The organism is Microbulbifer pacificus (genome assembly GCF_002959965.1).
Classification (GTDB): Bacteria; Pseudomonadota; Gammaproteobacteria; order Pseudomonadales; family Cellvibrionaceae; genus Microbulbifer; species Microbulbifer pacificus_A.
On the sequence record NZ_PREV01000027.1, the window covers coordinates 1487825 to 1508290 of the forward strand.

Annotated in this window: 15 protein-coding genes and 1 tRNA gene; 4 read left to right on the top strand and 12 right to left on the bottom strand. The window is 55.7% G+C overall.

Features of this window, described 5'->3' with window-relative positions; all coding sequences use genetic code 11:
* Positions 1-131 precede the first annotated feature (131 nt).
* The 8 genes from lon to C3938_RS17125 form a co-directional block, all read right to left on the bottom strand.
* Positions 132-2537, bottom strand: coding sequence for an endopeptidase La (gene lon, locus C3938_RS17085; RefSeq protein WP_105104405.1), 2406 nt, complete (start codon positions 2535-2537; stop codon positions 132-134).
* 341 nt (positions 2538-2878) lie between these two features.
* Positions 2879-4162 (bottom strand): ATP-dependent Clp protease ATP-binding subunit ClpX, encoded by a 1284-nt coding sequence (gene clpX / locus C3938_RS17090; RefSeq protein WP_105104406.1) that lies wholly within the window; start codon positions 4160-4162, stop codon positions 2879-2881.
* A 222-nt stretch (positions 4163-4384) separates the two neighbouring features.
* On the bottom strand, positions 4385-5029 hold the full coding sequence (gene clpP, locus C3938_RS17095; RefSeq protein WP_105104407.1) for an ATP-dependent Clp endopeptidase proteolytic subunit ClpP: 645 nt from the start codon (positions 5027-5029) through the stop codon (positions 4385-4387).
* Between the two features lie 277 nt (positions 5030-5306).
* Positions 5307-6620: a trigger factor gene (gene tig, locus C3938_RS17105; RefSeq protein ID WP_105104409.1), complete on the bottom strand. Its 1314-nt coding sequence runs from the start codon at positions 6618-6620 to the stop codon at positions 5307-5309.
* A 177-nt stretch (positions 6621-6797) separates the two neighbouring features.
* Positions 6798-6882 (bottom strand) — tRNA-Leu (locus C3938_RS17110).
* Between the two features lie 268 nt (positions 6883-7150).
* On the bottom strand, positions 7151-8326 hold the full coding sequence (gene fadA, locus C3938_RS17115; RefSeq protein ID WP_105104410.1) for an acetyl-CoA C-acyltransferase FadA: 1176 nt from the start codon (positions 8324-8326) through the stop codon (positions 7151-7153).
* A gap of 11 nt (positions 8327-8337) precedes the next feature.
* Complete coding sequence (fadB, locus tag C3938_RS17120) at positions 8338-10494, bottom strand: fatty acid oxidation complex subunit alpha FadB (RefSeq protein ID WP_105104411.1); 2157 nt, start codon at positions 10492-10494, stop codon at positions 8338-8340.
* A 402-nt stretch (positions 10495-10896) separates the two neighbouring features.
* Positions 10897-12756 carry a beta-ketoacyl synthase gene (locus C3938_RS17125; protein ID WP_105104412.1) on the bottom strand — a complete coding sequence of 620 codons (1860 nt, stop codon included), beginning with the start codon at positions 12754-12756 and terminating at the stop codon, positions 10897-10899.
* Between the two features lie 209 nt (positions 12757-12965).
* Here C3938_RS17125 and C3938_RS17130 point away from each other — a divergent pair, with 209 nt between their 5' ends.
* Complete coding sequence (locus tag C3938_RS17130) at positions 12966-13952, top strand: GlxA family transcriptional regulator (protein WP_105104413.1); 987 nt, start codon at positions 12966-12968, stop codon at positions 13950-13952.
* A gap of 21 nt (positions 13953-13973) precedes the next feature.
* On the opposite strand, the gene C3938_RS17135 is transcribed toward C3938_RS17130, so the two are convergent.
* Together C3938_RS17135 and C3938_RS17140 are read right to left on the bottom strand one after the other, a co-directional pair.
* Positions 13974-14648, bottom strand: coding sequence for a class I SAM-dependent methyltransferase (locus C3938_RS17135; protein WP_199775641.1), 675 nt, complete (start codon positions 14646-14648; stop codon positions 13974-13976).
* A 2-nt stretch (positions 14649-14650) separates the two neighbouring features.
* A complete protein-coding gene (locus tag C3938_RS17140) occupies positions 14651-15160 on the bottom strand; it encodes an Hsp20 family protein (protein ID WP_105104414.1) in 510 nt (169 codons plus the stop codon).
* 292 nt (positions 15161-15452) lie between these two features.
* Here C3938_RS17140 and thpR point away from each other — a divergent pair, with 292 nt between their 5' ends.
* The gene (gene thpR / locus C3938_RS17145) at positions 15453-16001 is read left to right on the top strand and encodes an RNA 2',3'-cyclic phosphodiesterase (RefSeq protein WP_158681753.1); all 549 of its coding nucleotides are present in this window, start codon (positions 15453-15455) and stop codon (positions 15999-16001) included.
* Between the two features lie 84 nt (positions 16002-16085).
* Here thpR and C3938_RS17150 read toward each other — a convergent pair whose 3' ends face one another.
* A complete protein-coding gene (locus C3938_RS17150; RefSeq protein ID WP_158681754.1) occupies positions 16086-17120 on the bottom strand; it encodes a hypothetical protein in 1035 nt (344 codons plus the stop codon).
* A gap of 532 nt (positions 17121-17652) precedes the next feature.
* Between C3938_RS17150 and C3938_RS17155 the strand changes: the two genes are divergently transcribed.
* Positions 17653-18012, top strand: a complete 360-nt coding sequence (locus tag C3938_RS17155; RefSeq protein ID WP_105104417.1) for an HPF/RaiA family ribosome-associated protein — start codon at positions 17653-17655, stop codon at positions 18010-18012.
* Between the two features lie 260 nt (positions 18013-18272).
* Here the strand turns inward: C3938_RS17155 and gorA are convergent, their stop codons facing one another.
* Entirely contained in the window at positions 18273-19634 is a 1362-nt protein-coding gene (gene gorA, locus C3938_RS17160) for a glutathione-disulfide reductase (protein WP_105104418.1), read from the bottom strand.
* A 241-nt stretch (positions 19635-19875) separates the two neighbouring features.
* Between gorA and C3938_RS17165 the strand changes: the two genes are divergently transcribed.
* A complete protein-coding gene (locus tag C3938_RS17165; RefSeq protein WP_105104419.1) occupies positions 19876-20421 on the top strand; it encodes a hypothetical protein in 546 nt (181 codons plus the stop codon).
* Positions 20422-20466: the final 45 nt, after the last annotated feature.

A 20466-nucleotide genomic window follows, 5' to 3' on the forward strand; every position in this document is an offset into this window, starting at 1 on the left:
ATCCCTGCCCCAACCGTATTTTTCCAGCTACCAGTGGTGCACTGACGCTCAAAAAACACCCACAAAAAAGAGGGCTCGCAAGCCCTCTAGCTACACCCCAAACTGCTCAAAATTGCATCAGCAGTTTCGTATCAATGCGTCTGTATTGAACGCTGAGAACGCTCCTCAGCCTGTTTCTGCAAGGCGGAATACTCTTCATCACTCAAGGGGCTCGGCATTTTTTCCAGTGCGTACTCGAAGACTTGATCAATCCACTTCACTGGCTTGATCACCAGATCCTGCTGGATATTGTCAGGAATATCTTTCAAATCCCGCTCGTTGTCCGCCGGAATCAGAACCGTCTTGATACCACCGCGATGAGCCGCTAGTAACTTCTCCTTGAGACCACCGATACGCAATACCTCACCGCGCAAAGTAATTTCACCGGTCATGGCAACATCTGCGCGCACAGGAATGTTCGTCAGCACAGAGGCCAACACGGTACACATGGCGATACCCGCAGACGGACCATCTTTTGGTGTCGCCCCTTCCGGTACGTGGATATGAATATCCCGCGTCTCATGAAAGTCCGGTGCAACACCCAGAGCCTGGGCACGGGCACGGACCACCGTCAACGCCGCCTGAATGGACTCCTGCATCACATCACCGAGTGAGCCGGTCTTGATGACACGCCCCTTGCCTGCGACAGCGGACGCTTCAATGGTGAGCAGTTCGCCCCCAACTTCGGTCCAGGCAAGCCCGGTCACCTGTCCGATCTTGTTTTCCTCTTCCGCACGCCCGTAATCGAACTTGCGAACACCGAGCAACTCTTCCAGTTGTTCCGACTTGACCACCACCTTACTGGTTGTACCCTTGCGCACATGTTCGGTAACCACCTTGCGGCAGATTTTGGCCATCTCCCGATCGAGCCCGCGCACTCCGGCTTCACGAGTGTAGTAGCGCACCACATCGCGTACGGCTTCATCGGTTATATCAAGCTCTTCGGCCTTCAGTCCCGCTGCGTTGCGCTGCTTCGGTATCAGGTAGCGCTGGGCGATGTTCAGCTTTTCATCCTCGGTATAACCGGGAATACGGATGACTTCCATCCGATCCAGCAGAGGCCCGGGAATATTCATGGAATTGGATGTGCAAACGAACATTACGTCGGACAGATCGTAATCTACTTCCAAGTAGTGGTCGTTAAACGACTTGTTCTGCTCCGGATCAAGGACTTCCAGCAGTGCCGATGCAGGATCACCGCGATGATCCATCCCCATTTTGTCCACTTCATCGAGCAGGAAGAGAGGGTTCTTGACTCCCACCTTGGCAATTTTTTGCACTAACTTACCGGGCAACGAACCGATATATGTACGACGATGCCCGCGAATTTCCGCTTCATCGCGTACGCCGCCCAAAGCCATACGGACATATTTACGATTGGTTGCACGCGCAATGGACTCCCCCAGGGAAGTCTTGCCCACACCGGGAGGGCCAACCAGACACAGAATAGGTCCTTTGACTTTTTTAACCCGCTTTTGCACCGCGAGGTATTCAAGAATCCGCTCTTTGACTTCTTCCAGGCCATAGTGATCCTTGTTCAGAATCTCTTCCGCCTTTACCAGATCATGACGTACCCGGCTCGCTTTCTTCCAGGGCACACTGAGCATCCAGTCAATATAGCTCCGCAGCACCGAAGCCTCGGCGGACATCGGCGACATCATTTTCAGTTTGCCGAGTTCTGCACGCGTCTTTTTTTCCGCTTCCGCGGACATTCCGGAATCGGCAATTTTTCTTTCCAGCTCTTCAACTTCATTGGGCTCTTCGGTGATTTCGCCCAACTCCTTCTGAATGGCCTTCATCTGCTCGTTCAGGTAGTACTCGCGCTGGCTCTTCTCCATTTGCTTCTTCACGCGCCCGCGAATACGCTTCTCTACCTGGATAAGGTCAATTTCCGAATCCATCAATCCAAGCAGATGCTCCAGACGCTCTTTAACGCTGATGGTCTCCAGCAGCTCCTGCTTCTGCGGCAGATCCAGTGACATATGCGCGGCAATGGTATCCGCCAGACGTCCAGGCTCATCAATGCCAGACAGGGAAGTCATTACCTCATTGGGAACCTTCTTGCTGACAGTGACATACTGTTCGAATTGAGACATGGCGGAGCGCACCAATGCCTCTGCCTCCGCTTCCGGCAGCTCTTCGGATTCCAGTGTAGACACGGTGGCACGATAGTGACCATCGCCTTCCGTGATCTCTTCCACTTTAACGCGATGCCCGCCTTCGACCAGAACCTTAACGGTGCCGTCCGGGAGCTTCAGCAATTGCAGTACACTGGCGACGGTACCCACCCGATAGACGTCATCGGCACCGGGATCATCCTCCGACGCCTGCCGTTGCGCCACCAGCAATACCTGCTTATCGCTGCGCATGGCCTGTTCCAGCGCATCAATGGACTTTTCGCGTCCCACGAACAGCGGGATCACCATATGGGGATAAACCACTACGTCGCGGAGCGGCAGCAGGGGGTATTCGTTCACGTTCTCGGATGGCTGGTCCATATAACTCCTCTCGGCCTGGGGATGGCGGCTTGCCACCCCATCTTGGCGACTTATCCATCACCGGGCATATGAACAAGGGTCCCGGTTGCGCGCCAGTCTGCAACCTAAATTGGGGGCGGCCCTCAGAATAACAAGGCCAACCCCACCGGCGCAGCAAAATAAGTTTAATTCACAGCAGTTCCTGGCAGTTGGTGGAGACCAGAAATTCCTCTACCTCTCCTTTCATAGCACAGAAAAACGCTGGCACGAAACGTATCTGCATGCACGAGCAGCAAATTTCAGACACAAAAAAGCCCCGACTCGGGGCTTTTTTGTGTCTGAATAGGCGAACCGACCGGAACTCAGTCTTCCGGTGCGGCCTTCTGCGCTTCGGCCTGCTGATAAACCAGCAGCGGTGTAGATTCCCCCTTGATCACGGCTTCGTCGATCACCACCTTGGCCACGTTGTCCATGGACGGAATGTCATACATGGTTTCCAGCAGAACGGATTCCATAATGGAGCGCAGCCCGCGGGCGCCAGTTTTTCGCTCCATCGCCTTAGATGCCACGGCATCCAGAGCGTCGGCGCGGAAATCGAGCTCCACCCCCTCCATCTCAAACAGCTTGGCATACTGCTTGGTCAGTGCATTGCGAGGTTCCGTTAAAATCTGGACCAGTGCTGCGCGATCCAGCTCCTCCAGGGTAGCCGTCACCGGCAGACGGCCGACAAACTCGGGGATCAGACCGTAACGCACCAAATCTTCCGGCTCCAGATCCAACAACACCTGGCCAAAGTTGCTTTTGCTGTCTTTGGATTTCACTTCCGCAGAGAAACCGATGCCGCCCTTTTCAGAACGATCGCGAATCACTTTATCGAGACCGGCAAAGGCACCGCCACAGATAAACAAAATATTGGACGTATCTACCTGCAGGAATTCCTGTTGCGGATGCTTGCGTCCACCTTGTGGGGGAACGGATGCAACCGTACCTTCGATCAGTTTAAGCAACGCCTGCTGGACCCCCTCACCGGAAACATCCCGGGTGATGGAGGGGTTGTCGGACTTGCGTGAAATCTTGTCGATTTCGTCGATGTAGACAATACCTTGCTGGGCTTTCTCCACATCGTAGTCACACTTCTGCAGCAGTTTCTGGATGATATTCTCAACGTCTTCACCCACATAGCCTGCTTCCGTCAGAGTGGTAGCATCGGCGATGGTGAACGGCACATTCAGCAGGCGAGCCAAGGTCTCTGCGAGCAGGGTTTTACCGCTTCCGGTAGGGCCCACCAACAGGATATTGGACTTGCCCAGCTCAACCTCTTCCTTGCCCTTCACACTCTTGGTAGTGCGCAGACGCTTGTAGTGGTTGTAGACGGCAACGGCCAGCACCTTTTTGGCGCGGACTTGCCCGATCACATACTGATCGAGAATTTCGGTAATTTCCTGAGGCGTAGGCAGACGGGAATCGTCGCCATCCACGGCCTCCTGCACTTCTTCACGAATGATATCCGTGCAAAGTTCGACACACTCATCGCAAATATAAACAGAAGGACCCGCGATAAGCTTGCGTACTTCCTGCTGGCTTTTGCCACAGAAGGAACAGTAAAGGAGTTTGCCGTTTTCGTCTCCGCTGTTCTTTTCAGTCATCTATGTACTCCGTGGTCAGGGCAGCCAGCCGAAATGCGGTGGCAAGTAGGGTTCGTAACCAAGATGCGGCCTTTTGGCAGGATTTTCAAGCTTTTTATCCTCTCCTGAACGCCCGACCGTTGGACGCGGAGAATGTTCTAAAGCAGACAATACCGGTAGGACGACACTGCGCCGCCCCAGCGGTTTTCAGGTATCTAAGATCCGCTAAAGTGGGTGGTGGCGCTACTTCAGAGGCATCTGACGACGAGAAAGCACCTCGTCTACCAAACCGTACTCTTTGGCCTCGTCTGCACTCATGAAATGGTCACGTTCCGTATCCCGCTCGATATCCGCCACACTGCGATCTGCATGGTGCGCCATCAGCTCGTTCAGACGCTTACGGATTTTGAGGATTTCCTGAGCATGGATGTGGATATCCGAAGCCTGCCCCTGGGCACCACCACTGGGCTGGTGAATCATGACGCGGGAGTTAGGGGTAGCGAAGCGTTTGCCTTGCGCTCCGGCGGTAAGCAGAAAAGCTCCCATACTGCAGGCCTGGCCGATACACATGGTGCTTACATCCGGCTTGATGAACTGCATAGTGTCGTAAATGGACATACCCGCGGTTACTGATCCGCCGGGGGAGTTGATATACAGATGGATGTCCTTGTCGGGGTTTTCCGCCTCCAGGAACAACAGCTGCGCCACCACCAGGTTGGCCATATGGTCCTCGACTGGCCCCACCAGGAAAATCACCCGCTCCTTCAGCAGACGGGAATAAATATCGAACGAACGTTCACCTCGCGCAGTCTGCTCCACAACAATTGGTACGAGGCCGCTGGCAGCCATAATGTCATTGGATTTCGTGGGGTAATCAAAATAGGCCATGGATACGATGCTTCCTTTTTGGGCGTATTAGGCGGACCGAAAGTGTGCCTGCTCAATAAAGGCACAACCTTCAGGAAAACAGATCAAACTGAGCTTAACTGCTCGGAGGGGATAAAGCCAGTTGAGGTGAAGGGCAAAATCAGCGCCTTCCCGAGGTACAAGATGTAGCGGCGGATGCAGAATTGAAATACCGAAAGACGATTACTGAGCAGCCGCCTCGCAACAAAAAGCCTCAGAAGAAAAAACGGCCACCGATTGGTGGCCGTTTTCAGCAAACTTATGCCTGCTTCTGCGGCTTGATCACGTCATCGTAGGTGCTCTTCACTTCGCTGACCTTGGCTTTATCCAGCACAAAATCAACAACTTGATCTTCCAGCACCACAGATTCCACACCGGCGAGCAGCTCTCGGTTATTGAAGTAGTAATCCACCACCTCTTCCGGTTGCTGATAGGTGGAGGCCAGCTCTTCGACCTTTGCTTTTACGCGATCGCCGTCTACAGAGATTTTGTTCTGCTTGACGATTTCACCAACCACCAGCCCCAGAACCACACGGCGCTTGGCCTGATCTTCAAACATGGTGTCCGGCAACATTCTCGCCGCGTCTTGCGGTTTGATTTGACCACCGAACTGCTGGATCATCTGCCCGCGCAGAGTGTTGACCTCACTCTTGACCAGGGCCGCGGGGATTTCCACCTGATGCTTGGCGAACAACTGGTCCATGACCTGGGTCTTGACCTTGTTTAGCGCCGCATTTTTCAGTTCGCGCTGCATGTTGCTACGCACTTCTTCACGGAATTTTTCTTCACCACCGGCATCCACACCGTACGCGGCAAAGAATTCATCATTCAGCTCTGGCAGCTCCGGCTTCTCGGAGTTGGTTACCTTGATGGTAAATACCGCTTTGGCGCCGCGCAGATTTTCCGCCTGATAATCTTCCGGGAAGGTCACTTCTACGTCTTTCTCTTCGCCGGGCTTCATACCGATGATGCCGTCTTCAAAGCCCGGAATCATATTGCCGGAACCGAGAACCAGGCGCTGACCTTCAGCCTTGCCACCTTCGAACTCTTCACCGTCTTTGCGGCCAACGAAGTCGATGGTGACACGATCACCCTTCTGGGCTTTGCGCTTGGTTTCTTTCCAGCTGGACTGCTGCTTGCGCAGGACGTCGATCATGTTGTCTACGTCAGCGTCGGTCACTTCAGCAACCGGACGCTCTACAGATACCTCAGACAGGTCCGCCAGCGCTACTTCCGGGTAAACCTCAAAAGTTGCAATGTACTCAAGGTTCTCACCGGGCGCGATGTTCTTGGCTTCAATGCTCGGCTGGCCAGCGGGTTTAACCTGCTCTTTCTGTACCGCCTCGTAGAAGGAGCGGCTCATAACCTCACCCAGGACTTCCTGGCGAACACCGTCACCAAAACGCTGACGCACAACATTCAGCGGTACTTTACCCTTGCGGAAACCGTTAATCCGAACGGTTTTGGCGGCCTGCTGAAGGCGCTTGTCCACTTCCTTATCAACGACCTCTGCCGGCAAGTTGACCGTTAAGCGACGTTCCAGGCCGGAAGTTGTTTCGATGGAAACCTGCATGTTATTCCTCGTGAGACTCTTCTCTTCACAGATGCCGGGCCAAAGGGAGCTTTTCCCAGCACCAGCGATTAGCGCAGCGCCGATAATCCGGCCGCCAAATACAAGCAGCCCGCGCCATCACTACGTTCCCCTGGAGAGGGAGAGCAGCGTTTTCGGCACGGACTGTATTAATCCTGTTGGTGGGGACGGGGAGACTTGAACTCCCACACCTTGCGGCACCAGAACCTAAACCTGGCGTGTCTACCAATTCCACCACGTCCCCAACTTTACCCCGCCGCTAACCGCTTGATTTACATGAGTTTTTGGCAAAAAACCCAACTGGCTCGCGACAAGGGGAGCAGATTGTGCCACAGCGGACACAGGGCTTCAACAGATGCCCGTTACAAGTCACCGTTTCAGTCGTATTTGCGACCTGACCGGGGCGAACTGGCAAAATGCGCGGGGCAGACTGCCACCTGCGACACTTTATCTTCGTTCAATTAAACGGGGCGCCAACTGGCGCCCCGTTTATTTTGCTTGCCGGGAGGGAATCAGACCCTTTCCACAATAGTGGTTATCCCCTGCCCGAGACCGATACACATGGTCGAAACGCCGAGACTGCCGCCCTCGTTCTGCATGACCGTCAGCAGTGTGCCAGTGATGCGCACACCGGAACAGCCAAAGGGATGCCCCAGAGCGATGGCACCACCATACAGATTTACCTTCTCATCCATGGCATCCAGCAGCTTGAGATCCTTCAGTACCGGAAGCGCCTGCGCCGCGAAGGCTTCATTCAACTCCACCTTGTCGATGTCTTCGATGGTGAGACCCGCGCGCGCGAGCGCTTTCTGGGTGGAAGGCACCGGACCATAACCCATGATGGATGGATCGACACCAGCAAGCGCCATCTCACGTACTTTGGCGATCGGAGTCAGCCCCAGCACCTGGGCGCGCTCAGCGGACATTACCAGCATTACGGAGGCACCGTCTGTGATCTGCGAAGATGTGCCCGCAGTAACCTGGCCGTGCTTGGGATCAAACGCCGGCCTCAGCTGCGCGAGCGCTTCAACAGTGGTTTCCGGTCGAATAGTCTGGTCTTTGTCCACCAGCACAGGCACGCCATCGTCATCATGACCTTCGATGGCAATGATTTCGCGGGCGAACTTGCCCTCCTCCGTCGCCTTCGCGGCACGCTGATGCGAGCGCGCACCGAATTCATCCATCTGCTGGCGCTGGATGCCGTGCATCATGGCCAGATACTCGGCGGTCATCCCCATTGAACCGGCGGCCTTCGCCATATACCGACCCAGCATCGGGTTGGGACTCACATGCTCCATCATATTCAGGTGACCCATGTGCTCGACGCCACCCACAACATACACGTCACCAACACCAGCCTGGATGTTGGCGGCCGCAGTGTGCAGAGAGGACATCGAGGAGCCGCACAGGCGGTTGACCGTTTGTGCCGGCACGGTGTGCGGAAGACCTGCACGCAGCACGATCATACGCGCCACGTTAAAGCCCTGCTCATCGCGCTGCATGACGCAGCCCCAAATCACATCGTCAATTTCTTTCGGATCGAGCTTGTCGTTACGCTGCAGAAACTTTCTCAGCAGCTCGGCCGACATATCGTCGGCGCGCACGTTGCGGTACACACCGTTTTTGGATCGGCCCATGGCAGTACGCGCATAGTCGACAATTACGGCATCTCTAGGATTCAGACTCATGGAAACTCTCCTTACTTGTCGCCGTAGTAGGTTTTGCCGTTTGCGGCCATTTCACGCATACCTTCGGTAGGCTTGTACAGCTCACCCAGGTCGCTGTATTTCTCGGCCATCTTCACAAAGTTATCCAGACCGATACTGTCCAGCCAGGCAAAAATGCCGCCGCGGAAGGGCGGGAAGCCAATACCGTAGATCAGCGCCATATCCGCTTCGGCCGGGGAATCGACAATACCCTCTTCCAGACAGCGCGCCAGCTCGGTGGCCATCGGCACCATCATCCGCGCAATAATCTCATCGTTTTCAAATTCACGACGATCAGCTACGTGCGGCTTGAGCAGTTCGTAAGCCTCCTCAGTAGCGACTTTCTTCGGGCGGCCCTTCTTGTCTTCCTCGTAAACGTAGAAACCCTTGCCATTTTTCTGGCCATAGCGTCCGGCTTCATACATAACATCGGAGGCAGCGGTAAAGGTTTTACCCATGCGCTCAGGGAAACCCTCCGCCATGACTTTTTCCGCATGAACGCCGGTATCGATACCAACCACATCCATCAGGTAAGCCGGGCCCATGGGCCAACCCCAGCGCTCCATCACCTTATCGACCTGCTGGAAGTCAGCGCCGTCGCGCACCAGCATGGCGAAACCGGCAAAATACGGGAACAGCACACGGTTCACCAGGAACCCTGGGCAATCGCGCACCACGATGGCCTTTTTGCCCATCTTGTTCGCATAGGCCACGACGCGCGCAACCGCTTTCTCCGAGGTCTTCTCACCGCGAATCACTTCCACCAGCGGCATTTTGTGCACAGGGTTGAAGAAGTGCATACCAAGGAAGTTTTCCGGGCGCGACAGCGGCTCCGCCAGGCTGTCGATGGAAATGGTGGAGGTATTGGAGGCGATGACAGTGTCCTCGGATACCTTACCTTCCACCTCTTTCAAGACCGCATGTTTTACCTTGGGATTTTCCACCACGGCTTCGACCACCACGTCGACATTGCCGAAACCGTCGTAGCTCAGCGTCGGCTCGATGCGATTGAGCACTTCACCCATTTCGCTCGCACTCATGCGACCGCGCTCAACCATTTTGGACAGAAGCTTGTTGGCCTCCTTCAGACCCAGGTCGATACCGGCCTGATTGATATCCTTCATCTTGATGGCGGTGCCTTTATAGGCGGACTGGTAGGCGATACCGCCACCCATGATACCCGCACCCAACACGGCGGCACGCTCGATTTTCTTGTCGGCTTTCTTTTCCCAACCCTTGGCGACCTTGCCGACCAGCTGATCTTTCAGGAAAAGACCAACCAGCGATTTGGCGGTTTCGGTTTGCGCACTGGCAATGAACTGCTGCTGCTCAATCTTGAGCGCTTCGTCGCGCCCCAACTTGTAGCCCTGCTCAATAGAAGTCACCGCATTGACCGGTGAGGGGTAGTTGCGCCCCGCCTGCTGGCCCACGAATGCCTTGGTGGTAAAGAAGGCCATCAACGCTTCGGTGTCGTTCAGAGGGATCGGGGATTTCTTGATTTCGCGACGCGCTGTGTAATCGAGTTCGCCGGCAATGGCGCGCGCCAGCAGCTTCAATGCCGCATCCTTCAGCTTCTCGGTCGGAACCACAGCGTCTACCGCGTGAGCGGCCAGTGCCGCGTCCGGGCGCTGCTCTTTGCCGGCAGCGATCCACTCTGCAGCCACATCCACGCCAACAACTCGCGGCAGACGTACGGTACCGCCCCAGCCGGGGATCAGACCCAGCTTCACTTCCGGCAGACCGACTTTTGCCTGCTCACCCATTACCCGGAAATCGCAACCCAGGCAAACCTCGAAGCCACCACCCAGCGCGAAGCCGTTGATCGCGACGGCAGTGGGGAATGGCAGATCTTCCAGGCGGTTGATGTTGTCGTTGTTCTTGTTCATCAGATCGGCGATACCTTCCGCGCCAGCGGAGAATGCACCACCAAACTCGGTAATATCTGCACCGACGATAAATACACCCTTGCCGCTGGTCAGCAACAGACCTTTGATATCGCCCGCCTTTTCAATCGCGTCCAGCGCGTCGGAAAACTCCGCCACGGTGAGACGATTGAACTTGTTGACGGATTCGCCTTCCAGATCGAACTTCAGTTCCGCGATGCCGTTGTCCAACATCTGCACGGATAGCGCTTTGCCACTAAATAACATTATTGACCTCATTGATTGGTGACCGAATTTTCACCCGGTTGGATGAGCCGGTCCGGGGGTCGGGGTTGTGCAAGACTGATTCCGGACTTGCCGTCCGTCGAGAATACGGCATCACCATAACCAACCGATGACGCTAGTCTCTATATCAGTCGACGCGACCAAGTATAGCCAGATTCAAACGTCCGTTTGAATACCATTTCCGCCATATCCACTGGCCTGATTAATGCGAGAACCACCGGCAACGGTCACTTTCGATCAAAATCCGACCAAACCGTCGCAAGAAAGGCCAACAATCGCCGCTGGCCGGACAAGTGTAGAAACTCGGAGGGAGTGCAGGTGAGCCCTGCGGGAAAACCTTGAGCCCACCGTGCAGCGGGCTCCGGTTGAATACGACAGGTGGCATCAAACCATATCAGAGAAGGGATTCTCTACCGGAAGAATTACTTCACCCGCGATACCGGGCAATTTCAGTGAACTACCTTCCAGGGAAATGCCTTCCTCGTCAATCAGCCCTTCACCAAACCGGTAAATCGCATCCAGGTCGCCACGACTGGCGCGCGCGTCGTAAGCGGCGGCGCGCTCGGCAACGGCTTCGTTGCGCTTCCGGTAGTCGGTGAGGGTGTGCTCGCCGTATCGCTTACCCAGCATTTTCTCAACAATGTGCGGCGCCAGTACACTGGCCGTGGCGTTATTACCACCAAACCCTTTGGAGTTGAGAAACGCTACGTCGAGCGACATGGGATCGCGCTCGACATGGGTCAGAGAAAGGGAGAGATGCTCGTGGTACACGTCATCCGCCACACGGTCAATTGTGGTAATCCCCGGAAGAATACCGCGATTGAAAATTCCGAGGCTGGAGATTAACTGGTCGCCGCTGGCGGCGGCAACGGTGTGACCGACAAACGCTTTCACCGCGCAAACCGGCCAATGCTCAATGCCGAACGCACCGGCGAGGCGATCAAAAATTGCGGATTCCGTCACCCGGTTTTGAGGCGTGCTGGAACCGTGCGCCTGTACAAAACTGCGGTGGCGCAGGCTCTCTTCACCGAGAATTGCGCGCACTTCCGACATGGCTCGCGCCACGGTCAGGTAGTTGCCCGGGCCAGGAGCGGAAATGGATTTTTTGGGGCCGTCCGCATTGACGAACACATTGGCCACGGCACCGTGAATCGGCGCCCCCAGCTCCAGCGCCAGCTCGTCGTCCATCAGGACCGCCCACTGGCTTCCCTCTCCCAGAGTGAAGCCGCAGTTGTCGCCAAAGGGGCGGCTGGCGCGACGAAAATCAATATCGTCACCGAAGATCTTGCGCAGGCCATCCAGGTTGGCCAATGCCCCCATGGTGGCGTAACCGTCCACTACCTCGGGCACCAGCGGCGCTTCCGCAGCACCCACCACTGCAACCCGCGCGCGGCCACAGCGGATATCCTCTACTGCGGCACGCAGGTTGTACAGGTAGGTAGCGCAGGCACCGGCCACTGCACCCGTGGTACCGACACTGCCAAGTACATAGGCGTTGACGAAATCCGCCGGCATACTGGTGAGCCCCAAGGCCAGCTGCTTGGAACTGACGCGCCCGCCGCGCAGGCGTGACTGGAGCAATCCACCATTACCGTTAGGGTCGAGTTGACTCATCGCGGAACTGGCATAGACGGAAACCTTGTCCGGACCCGCTTTCGCAGCCACCAGATCCCAGTCGATACCCAGCGCCCGGACCGCATCGGAGGCACCGAGAATAGCAAGCTGCAGACCGCGCGGATGGAAACGGGAATTGTACTGATCTCCCGGCTCAAATCCGGTGGGCAACTGGCCGGCAGACGCGACCGCGATTTCGCGGTAGCTATCGAGCATGACGGAAAGTTCCGCCGCGCGAATCCGCACCCTGCCGTTGTCGAGCGGTTCAACACGCCAGCCTTCCGGCAGGGGTGATGGCAATTGGCGCGCAGACATCTCAAAAGTAAAGCCGCCATCGCTGCGCAACTCCGCCGGCTGGTGAAAATGACAGTGGCGATAATCGTAAAAGCGCGACTCCAGCTCGCGCACCAGGGTTCCCTGAAGCACCGCCTGCTCCAGCGTCGCGTCGAGTGGACCGCCGGCGGCGTCTCCTGTACGCAGCCCCATGAGCGCGGCGAGATCAGACAGGATATCCGTACGTTCCGCTGCCCCGAGACGGTCCAGCACCATACGCTTGTAGCCACGGTGGAACGAACTGCGACCAGCGGGGTTAAAACCCCCGAAGGCGGTAATTACGGGTAGGCGCTGCATCCTGACCTCCTGCCTGAATCGAACAAATGGGTCGAAACTGCCCCAGCAGATTCGATGGTGGATCAGTTTAGGGGCTGGCGATTCGGCCTCGTTATGGGCATACTGGCCAGCAATTTTGAGCATCTGGCCAACCAGCCACGGACGTCACGAAACGCCGAATACCAGTCGCGAAACCGCACCGCGGATGATCCCGCTGTAGAGAGTTACCCATGCCCATCGTTACCTTCATACTTGTCGACCAGATGCTCTCCACCGGTACCATGCTGCCTCTGGAGATGTTGCGAGGCGCCGACAGTCGCGCGCGAGTTGAAGGTGAAAAGAATTCCCTGAAACTGATCACAGCAAGTATCGATGGCAAACCGGTCAAAACCAGCTCCGGGTTTCAGTTGGCGCCGGATATCCCACTCACCGACGCCCCGGATAGCGATATCGTTTATCTGCCAGCACTGTGGCGAAATCCGCGACCAGCGCTTCGCCGCAGCGGGCCACTTATCGCCTGGTTGCAACAGCAGGCCGAACGCGGCGCCGCAATCAGTGCCGTGGGTACGGGCGTGTGCTTTCTTGCCGAAGCCGGGTTACTCGATGGCAAACCCGCGACGACCCACTGGCATTACTTCGAACAGTTCGCGGCGAGCTACCCCGAAGTAAAACTCAAGCGACAATACTTCATCACCCAGGCGGACAAACTCTTCTGCGCCGCCAGTGTCAACGCACTGGCCGATGTGACTGTGCATCTGATCCGCCAACTCTATGGGCCCGCCATTGCCAGCCACGTCGAGCGCAACTTCTCCCACGAGATCCGTCGCCCGTTCGAGGAAATCGCCTACTCGGAAGGTGCGGTGCACCTGCACCCCGATGAAGATATCGTGCAGGCACAGACCTGGCTGAAACAGCATTGCAGCGAAGACGTTAAATTGAGTGAAGTAGCAAAAACCTTCGACATGAGCGTGAGGTCATTCAACCGTCGTTTTAAACTCGCGACTGGGCAAACACCGCTACAGTATTTGCAGAACGTGCGAGTGGACATGGCACGGGAACTTCTCCAGTCCACCAATCTGTCCGTCAATGAAATTGCGGAAAAAGTCGGGTATCAGGATATGGGCCATTTCACCGCCCTGTTCAAAAAATTTCTTTCCACGACGCCGAGTGAATACCGCACCACAGTGCGCGCGAAACTGTTCCGGGTGAATACCTGACCTGCACCCCAGCTCCGACAATTAAGGCTTTTTCAGGAAAATCACATCTGACCCGCAGATCTCCAGCTCAGCGTTTAAATACTGCGCCAGCCAGCTAAAGGTTTCCTTGCTGAAAAACACAATATGGGTGGGGTCGCGAATATAATGCCAGCTGGCAAACCGCTCTCGATCAACGACCAGCTTGGTCATCAGCGCCAACAGCCCGCCAGGCCTAATACTCAGCCACAAATCCAGCAACACCTGCCGGGGATCTGCCAGGTGCTCCACCACTTCCGTGCTGACAATAAAATCGAATGACTGGTGCAGCACTGATGAGTCCGGCTGGTAGTACAGGTCATAGGTGGCCATCCGGTGCCCCGCCCGCCCCAACAGATGCGCGAGCAGTGGCGCCGGGCCGCAACCGAAATCCAGACCACTGGCGGTATTGGGCAACCGCTCCAGCAAAGGTTTCGCGCAGCGACTCAAAAAGCGCTCGTAACCTTCATCATGCAGGTCGTTTTCGTGAAGATCGTAGTAGGCTTTTTCCGCGTCGCTGGACAGGTGATATTGTGACGGAACGAAAACCAGTGCGCATTCAACACACCGGTTATATTCACGGAACTTGTCGCGATGATAAAGGTGTGCCGCCGGTTGACGGCACAGCGGACAGGATGGGGCGGGCTCTGGCCCGCCGCCACCGCTAAGGGCATTAATCACTGTCAGGCAGCTTGCTCATCCTGTGAGTCACTCGAAACAGATGGCTCGGAAACGTCCACGTTCGCGGCCTTTTCCGATTGCAGTAGATTTCCGCTGGAAATTTCGATCTTGCGTGGCTTCATTGCCTCGGGAATTTCCCGCACCAGATCTACATGCAACAGTCCGTTCGCCAGCTGCGCGCCAGTCACCCGTACATGGTCAGCAAGCTGAAAGCGGCGCTCGAAGTTGCGCGCTGCAATTCCTCGGTGCAGAAAGTTGCGACCGGACTCTTCAGTGGCTTTTTTGCCGCTTACCGTCAGGCGATTCTGCTCCATCTGGATATCCAGCTCGGACTGATCAAAGCCCGCAACCGCCATGGAAATTCGATAGGCATTCTCCCCAGTCAATTCAATATTGTATGGGGGGTAAGCCGGTTGATTCTGCTCCGTGGCCGACATCGAATCCAGCAATGAAGCCAGGCGATCGAAACCGATAGCAGAACGATACAGAGGGGAAAGATCTAAATTACGCATTGTCATATCCTCAATTCAGAGCAATATTCAGAGCTGCACAACGCGAACAGCGCGGCGAACTCCAGAGAAAGCGCCCGCACCATGGGTACCAGGCGGCCATTTCCGCAACCTTCAGCAATGTCGAAACGTATTCGACAGGTTGCGGGCCCGGGAGGCACCTCTGTCGAGCCTGCCACCCTTGCTTTCAGATATATGGTCTTCCACCACGGCTTCAAGGGGACAAACGTACGAAATGCAAAAAAACACATCGACATCCCCCGCCAATGCACTCTGCCACAGGAAAGAGCAACATTTGAGACTGTTTATCGGTGTAGCGCCAGATCGTGCAACGCAGCACTTTCTCGATATCACATGCCAACATCTCGAGCGCCTTGGCCTGCCGCGAGATTGCCGCTGGATCACTCAGCCCAACCGCCATCTCACCCTAGCCTTCCTGGGTGAAACGGACGCGATTCATCTGGAGGCCATTGAAGATGGCCTAAGGAAAATTGCCGCAACACTCCCTTTCTGTCATGGAGAGATTGTGAGTACCCACCCTTTTCCCAAGGTACACGCGAAAATGCTGGCGGCGGAACTCTTACCCAATCCGCTACTGGCGAAACTGCATCAACAGTGCTGCGCATTGATGCGCGACATCGGCAAACAACCCGAGCGGAAAACTTTCCGTCCGCATTTCACCCTGGCCAGAAGCAGGCAGGGGTTTACGCACCCGCACCCGATTGCCACAGCGTTTACCTGTACGCTGGACAACCTTACTCTCTACCAAAGCCATCTCGCCCCGGGCGGCAGCCAGTACCACCGAATATTGTCCATCCCGCTCGAAGGTCATCCACTGGACTGACTGCGCGGACTCAAAAAACAAAAGAGCCCGCATCTTGCGGGCTCTTTTGTTTCTTTCCAGATACGCCGGGAGAAATGCGACCAGTCAGTCCAGTTGCGACAGGACATACTCCGGGTACATTACCAGTCGCGGACGCGAAAGACGTCGCGCATCGAAGATAAAGACATAGCGCACACCTTCATCCTCAGCCGGGATGGTGCGACGGAACCGCCAGGAATTGATCTTGTACGTCTGGCGACCCGCACTCACCGGCGCAACCAGGCGATACTGATTCCTCCCGAGGAATTCAAACTCCAACGCCTCACCGCCAGATGGTCGCAGGGACAGGTTCCGGAACGTCTGCTTATCGCTGTCTTCGTCGTCCTCAAGCCCGTTCAGCAGCTTATCGAGACGCTCCTGTTCACCGCGCACGTAAGCGATCAACTCCGGATCCCTCTCGCGCGCCTCCGCTGCCGGCACCTCTGGCTCCTCAGAAGAGGCCGCCACTGGGGGTTCAATATTCGGCTCTGCCGGAACCAGAGACGCGACACCGGGCTCTGGCATTTCAGGTTTACCGACCGGAGCAGCCTGCGCGGCAGCCCCCTTCGCCCTGCTCTGGTTCTCCGCCTGCACCAGCATGGTCTGCACCAATCTATCGACGAGGGACTGTTGCTGGGTCAGGCGCGCCTTGCTGTCCGCCACCGACGCCTGGGAGGATTTCAGGCGCACCTCGAGGTCACCAAAGGTGGACTGGATGAACTCAACCCGGCGATTGCGGCTGTCCACCCCCCGTTCAGCCATGGAGTAGGCATGACGGGCTTTGTTCAGCGCGCGCTCTGTGTCACTGCTGGGCGCCTGCTTATGCTCGCGCTCCGCCGCCTTGAGTTCTTTCAGGCTCTGCTCGTAATGGGTGCGGGCCTGGCTCAGAGACTCCTGTGCGCGCTTCAGCTTGTACTCGTAGCCGAGCATTTCATTCTCGACGTCTTCCAGCTCCACCAACCGGTTTTCCAGAGACTGCTCCATTCGCGCAAGTCTGTTCTGCTCGACAGTCAGAGAGGATTCCCCTTGCACCATCGCGCACCAACCCAATACCCCCACCACACTCGCAAAAACCAGCGAGCAACCACGGTTTACCGCCATAGTCAAAAGTCCGTTGTTTGAATTTTTACTTCAGGATACGCCGAAGCGAAATTGCGTATTTCGCGGGAAGCGTCCGGATCCGCCTGGAGAAGCGGATAACTCCCCCGGAACGCCTAGTGTGCAATTGTGCCTCTCGCGAGACCCGACAATGTACCCCAGACGGTTATACGCAGCAATGACCATGCCAACAGGATTCCTTTACATGCAGTGACTTGTGCCGCAAAAACGCAACATTTTTGATGACTGGAAAAGTTCCCTCGGACTAACAAATATTTGTGACATTTTCTTGATTCAGGAGCTTGATTTTTTTTTTGAGAATCGCATTATGACCTACAGGGAGATAATCCTGATTCGGTATGAAAACCGGCCCGAGCGCAAAACACCTTGATATTGCCAACCAGGCAACGACTGAACTGCGAACTCCGGCGTCCGATTTTCACACTGTTCAGACTCCCTACAGGGCGCCCTACCTTCTTTCAGCAAACCGCGCAAGCGGCCTGCATAGGTCCTTTATAACCGGAGGTATGTGCCCATGAAATCAGCGCCTTACGATAACATTGTGTTCCGCGATATCGACAAGTCCGCCGCCCTGGCAGACACCGTATCCAAAAAGTTGCACAAGCTGGAACGTTATTGTGGCGACATCATACGTAGTCGTGTGGTCCTAGAAGCTCCCCATCATCACAAACACAAAGGCAAGCAATACCGCGCTTCCGTTGAGCTTGCTCTGAGCGGTAACCCGGTCACCATCACCAATGAAAGCGACTCCATTCACCGCGCAGTCAACGGTGCCTTTGATTCCGCCGAGCGCTGCCTGAAGGAACGCGGAGACCGCCGCAAAACCCGCCGTCACCAGCTGCCTGTGTCTGATACAGACATCGCCGCGGAGTGATCCCGTAATTTACGAAACCCGAATCTCAGGGGGACCCCAGAATTTACCAGATGGCACTTCGCGCATGCTGCCCTAAATTGTTGCGCCTATGATGGTCCAGTCTGGCAGGAAGATTGAAGTGCCTAATATCGACTCACTGGCCCGCTTGGGCAAGGAGCAAACGACATGAAAAAGGGGTGCCGAAGCAATCTTCGGCACCCCTTTTTAATACTGAGCGCGCGGACGATTCAATCCACCGCACCACAGAGATCAGCGCCAACTCACTCCGATACAGCGGTACGCATGGTAACGAATTCCTCGGCGGCTGTCGGATGAATACCGATAGTCTGATCAAATATCGCCTTGGTAGCACCCGCCTTCATGGCCACCGCCATTCCCTGGATGATTTCCCCCGCGTCCGGCCCCACCATATGCACGCCAACCACTTTGTCGCTCTCCTTGTCGACAACGAGTTTCATCAGAGTCCGCTCATCACGCCCACTAACCGAGTGGCGCATAGCCCTGAACGTCGATTGATAAATTGCGACAGATACCCCCGCCTGGCGGGCCTCCTCCTCGCTCAGTCCCACGGTGCCAATATTCGGTTGACAGAACACGGCCGTGGGAATGTTGTTGTAATCAATTTCCGCTGTTTTTCCTGTGCGCCAGTGCTTCACCAGCGCCATTGCCTCGGCCAGGGCAACCGGCGTAAGCTCCGGGCCACCGGTTACATCCCCTAACGCATAAATAGATGTGACACTGCTGCGGAAATTATCATCCACTCCGATGGTGCCATCCTTGTGAATGACGACACCTAGCTTGTCGAGACCCAATCCACGGGTGTTTGGTTTACGGCCTGTCGCATAGAGCACAGCATCCACATCCAGAGTATCACCATCACTCCCGGTTACCCGCAACTCACCCCCTTCGAGCTTTTCGATGGACTTAACCTGGTGGCTGAAGTGGAGGTGGACTCCCTTTTTTCCCACCTCGTCACGGACGAATGTCCGTACATCCTTATCGAATCCTCGCAAAAACAGATCTCTGCGGTATGACAGGTGCGTTTCTGCCCCCAACCCGGCAAAGATACCCGCGAACTCCACTGCAATATAACCACCGCCGACCACAAGCACCCGACGGGGAAATACCTCCAACGAAAACACTTCGTTAGAGGTAATGACATATTCACTGCCGGGAAATTCCGGCACATATGGCCAACCACCAGTGGCCACCAGAATGCGCTCCGCGGTGAACCGGTTTTCGCCGACAGCCACCTGCTGGCGACCGGTGATTCGAGCCCGCCCATCAATGATCCGCACACCGGAATTGGCAAGCAGGTTTCGGTAAATCCCGTTGAGACGAGCAACTTCCTTGGCATTGTTGTCTCTCAGAGTAGGCCAGACAAAGTGCGCACCCGCCTGCCCTTCCCAGCCATACGCCTCCGCATCCTCGAACGACTCACGATAAGCACTGGCGTAAACGAAAAGCTTCTTGGGCACACAGCCCACATTCACGCAGGTTCCGCCCATATAGCGCTCTTCAGCAACAGCCACGCGCATGCCGTCGGCAGCCGCCATGCGAGCTGCGCGCACGCCACCGGAACCGGCCCCGATTACAAACAGATCAAAATCAAATTCTGACAAAACTCTCTCCTTCGCTCCGCGCCGGCAATCAGCTGCCGGGGGAATTAGCACTGCGCACTCGCACTATTGTCAGGTTAAATACACCTGGTCAGCATATGGAAACGCGCACTGCTCCACAATTGGAACATAAGTGACAAATCATACTTAAAACTCGTTGACATAAGACTGGCGTTTCGATATTCATGTGATGCTTATCACAATAACAAGCCTGATAGCTAAAACAACAGTAGGGCATTCACAGATGAAAACGCCAGACGCCTCAGCAACACGTTCATTTTCCAAGTTCTCCCATGCTCGCAAGCTGGTACCGTTGATTACGGCAGTAATTACCTGCGTCTTCGCGGCCGGCAATGCCAGTGCGACCAGCTCACACCCCGCTTATCTCAACGACGCCTATTGTGAAAGCCTGGTAGAGCAGTTCGTAGATTCCGGGATGCGCAGCCTGGGGAAATATATCAACGAAAACTTTAAGCCCGAGTACAAGGGCGGTATTCGCAACACCATCAACTTTCTCAACCAACGCGCAGAATGGCTGGGTGAGTGCGACGCGTATCTGAGCGATACCGCAAGTAGCCGCGTCTTTTATGACGAAAAAAACACCAAAGCCATTTTTGAAGCCATGGACGCACTGGCCAAAGAACTGCAACTGGTTAGAGAAGGAGTGGAATATCCCGATGCGGCCGGTAACAACAATCCACGTCCGTTCATCAAGAGCCGCTTTGACACTCTTGCAAAACTCGTAGACCAGCACCACACCCGGATTCTGATGAAGAAACAGTTCCGGTAAACGGTATCAAACGAACAGAGTGGTTGGCCGTGGGGCCGGGTATAC

Bases quoted from the DNA above. Each gene is read 5' to 3' on its own strand.
- lon (WP_105104405.1), bottom strand. From the start codon at position 2,537: ATGGACCAGCCATCCGAGAACGTGAACGAATACCCCCTGCTGCCGCTC.
- clpX (WP_105104406.1), bottom strand. From the start codon at position 4,162: ATGACTGAAAAGAACAGCGGAGACGAAAACGGCAAACTCCTTTACTGT.
- clpP (WP_105104407.1), bottom strand. From the start codon at position 5,029: ATGGCCTATTTTGATTACCCCACGAAATCCAATGACATTATGGCTGCC.
- tig (WP_105104409.1), bottom strand. From the start codon at position 6,620: ATGCAGGTTTCCATCGAAACAACTTCCGGCCTGGAACGTCGCTTAACG.
- fadA (WP_105104410.1), bottom strand. From the start codon at position 8,326: ATGAGTCTGAATCCTAGAGATGCCGTAATTGTCGACTATGCGCGTACT.
- fadB (WP_105104411.1), bottom strand. From the start codon at position 10,494: ATGTTATTTAGTGGCAAAGCGCTATCCGTGCAGATGTTGGACAACGGC.
- C3938_RS17125 (WP_105104412.1), bottom strand. From the start codon at position 12,756: ATGCAGCGCCTACCCGTAATTACCGCCTTCGGGGGTTTTAACCCCGCT.
- C3938_RS17130 (WP_105104413.1), top strand. From the start codon at position 12,966: ATGCCCATCGTTACCTTCATACTTGTCGACCAGATGCTCTCCACCGGT.
- C3938_RS17140 (WP_105104414.1), bottom strand. From the start codon at position 15,160: ATGCGTAATTTAGATCTTTCCCCTCTGTATCGTTCTGCTATCGGTTTC.
- C3938_RS17150 (WP_158681754.1), bottom strand. From the start codon at position 17,120: ATGGCGGTAAACCGTGGTTGCTCGCTGGTTTTTGCGAGTGTGGTGGGG.
- C3938_RS17155 (WP_105104417.1), top strand. From the start codon at position 17,653: ATGAAATCAGCGCCTTACGATAACATTGTGTTCCGCGATATCGACAAG.
- C3938_RS17165 (WP_105104419.1), top strand. From the start codon at position 19,876: ATGAAAACGCCAGACGCCTCAGCAACACGTTCATTTTCCAAGTTCTCC.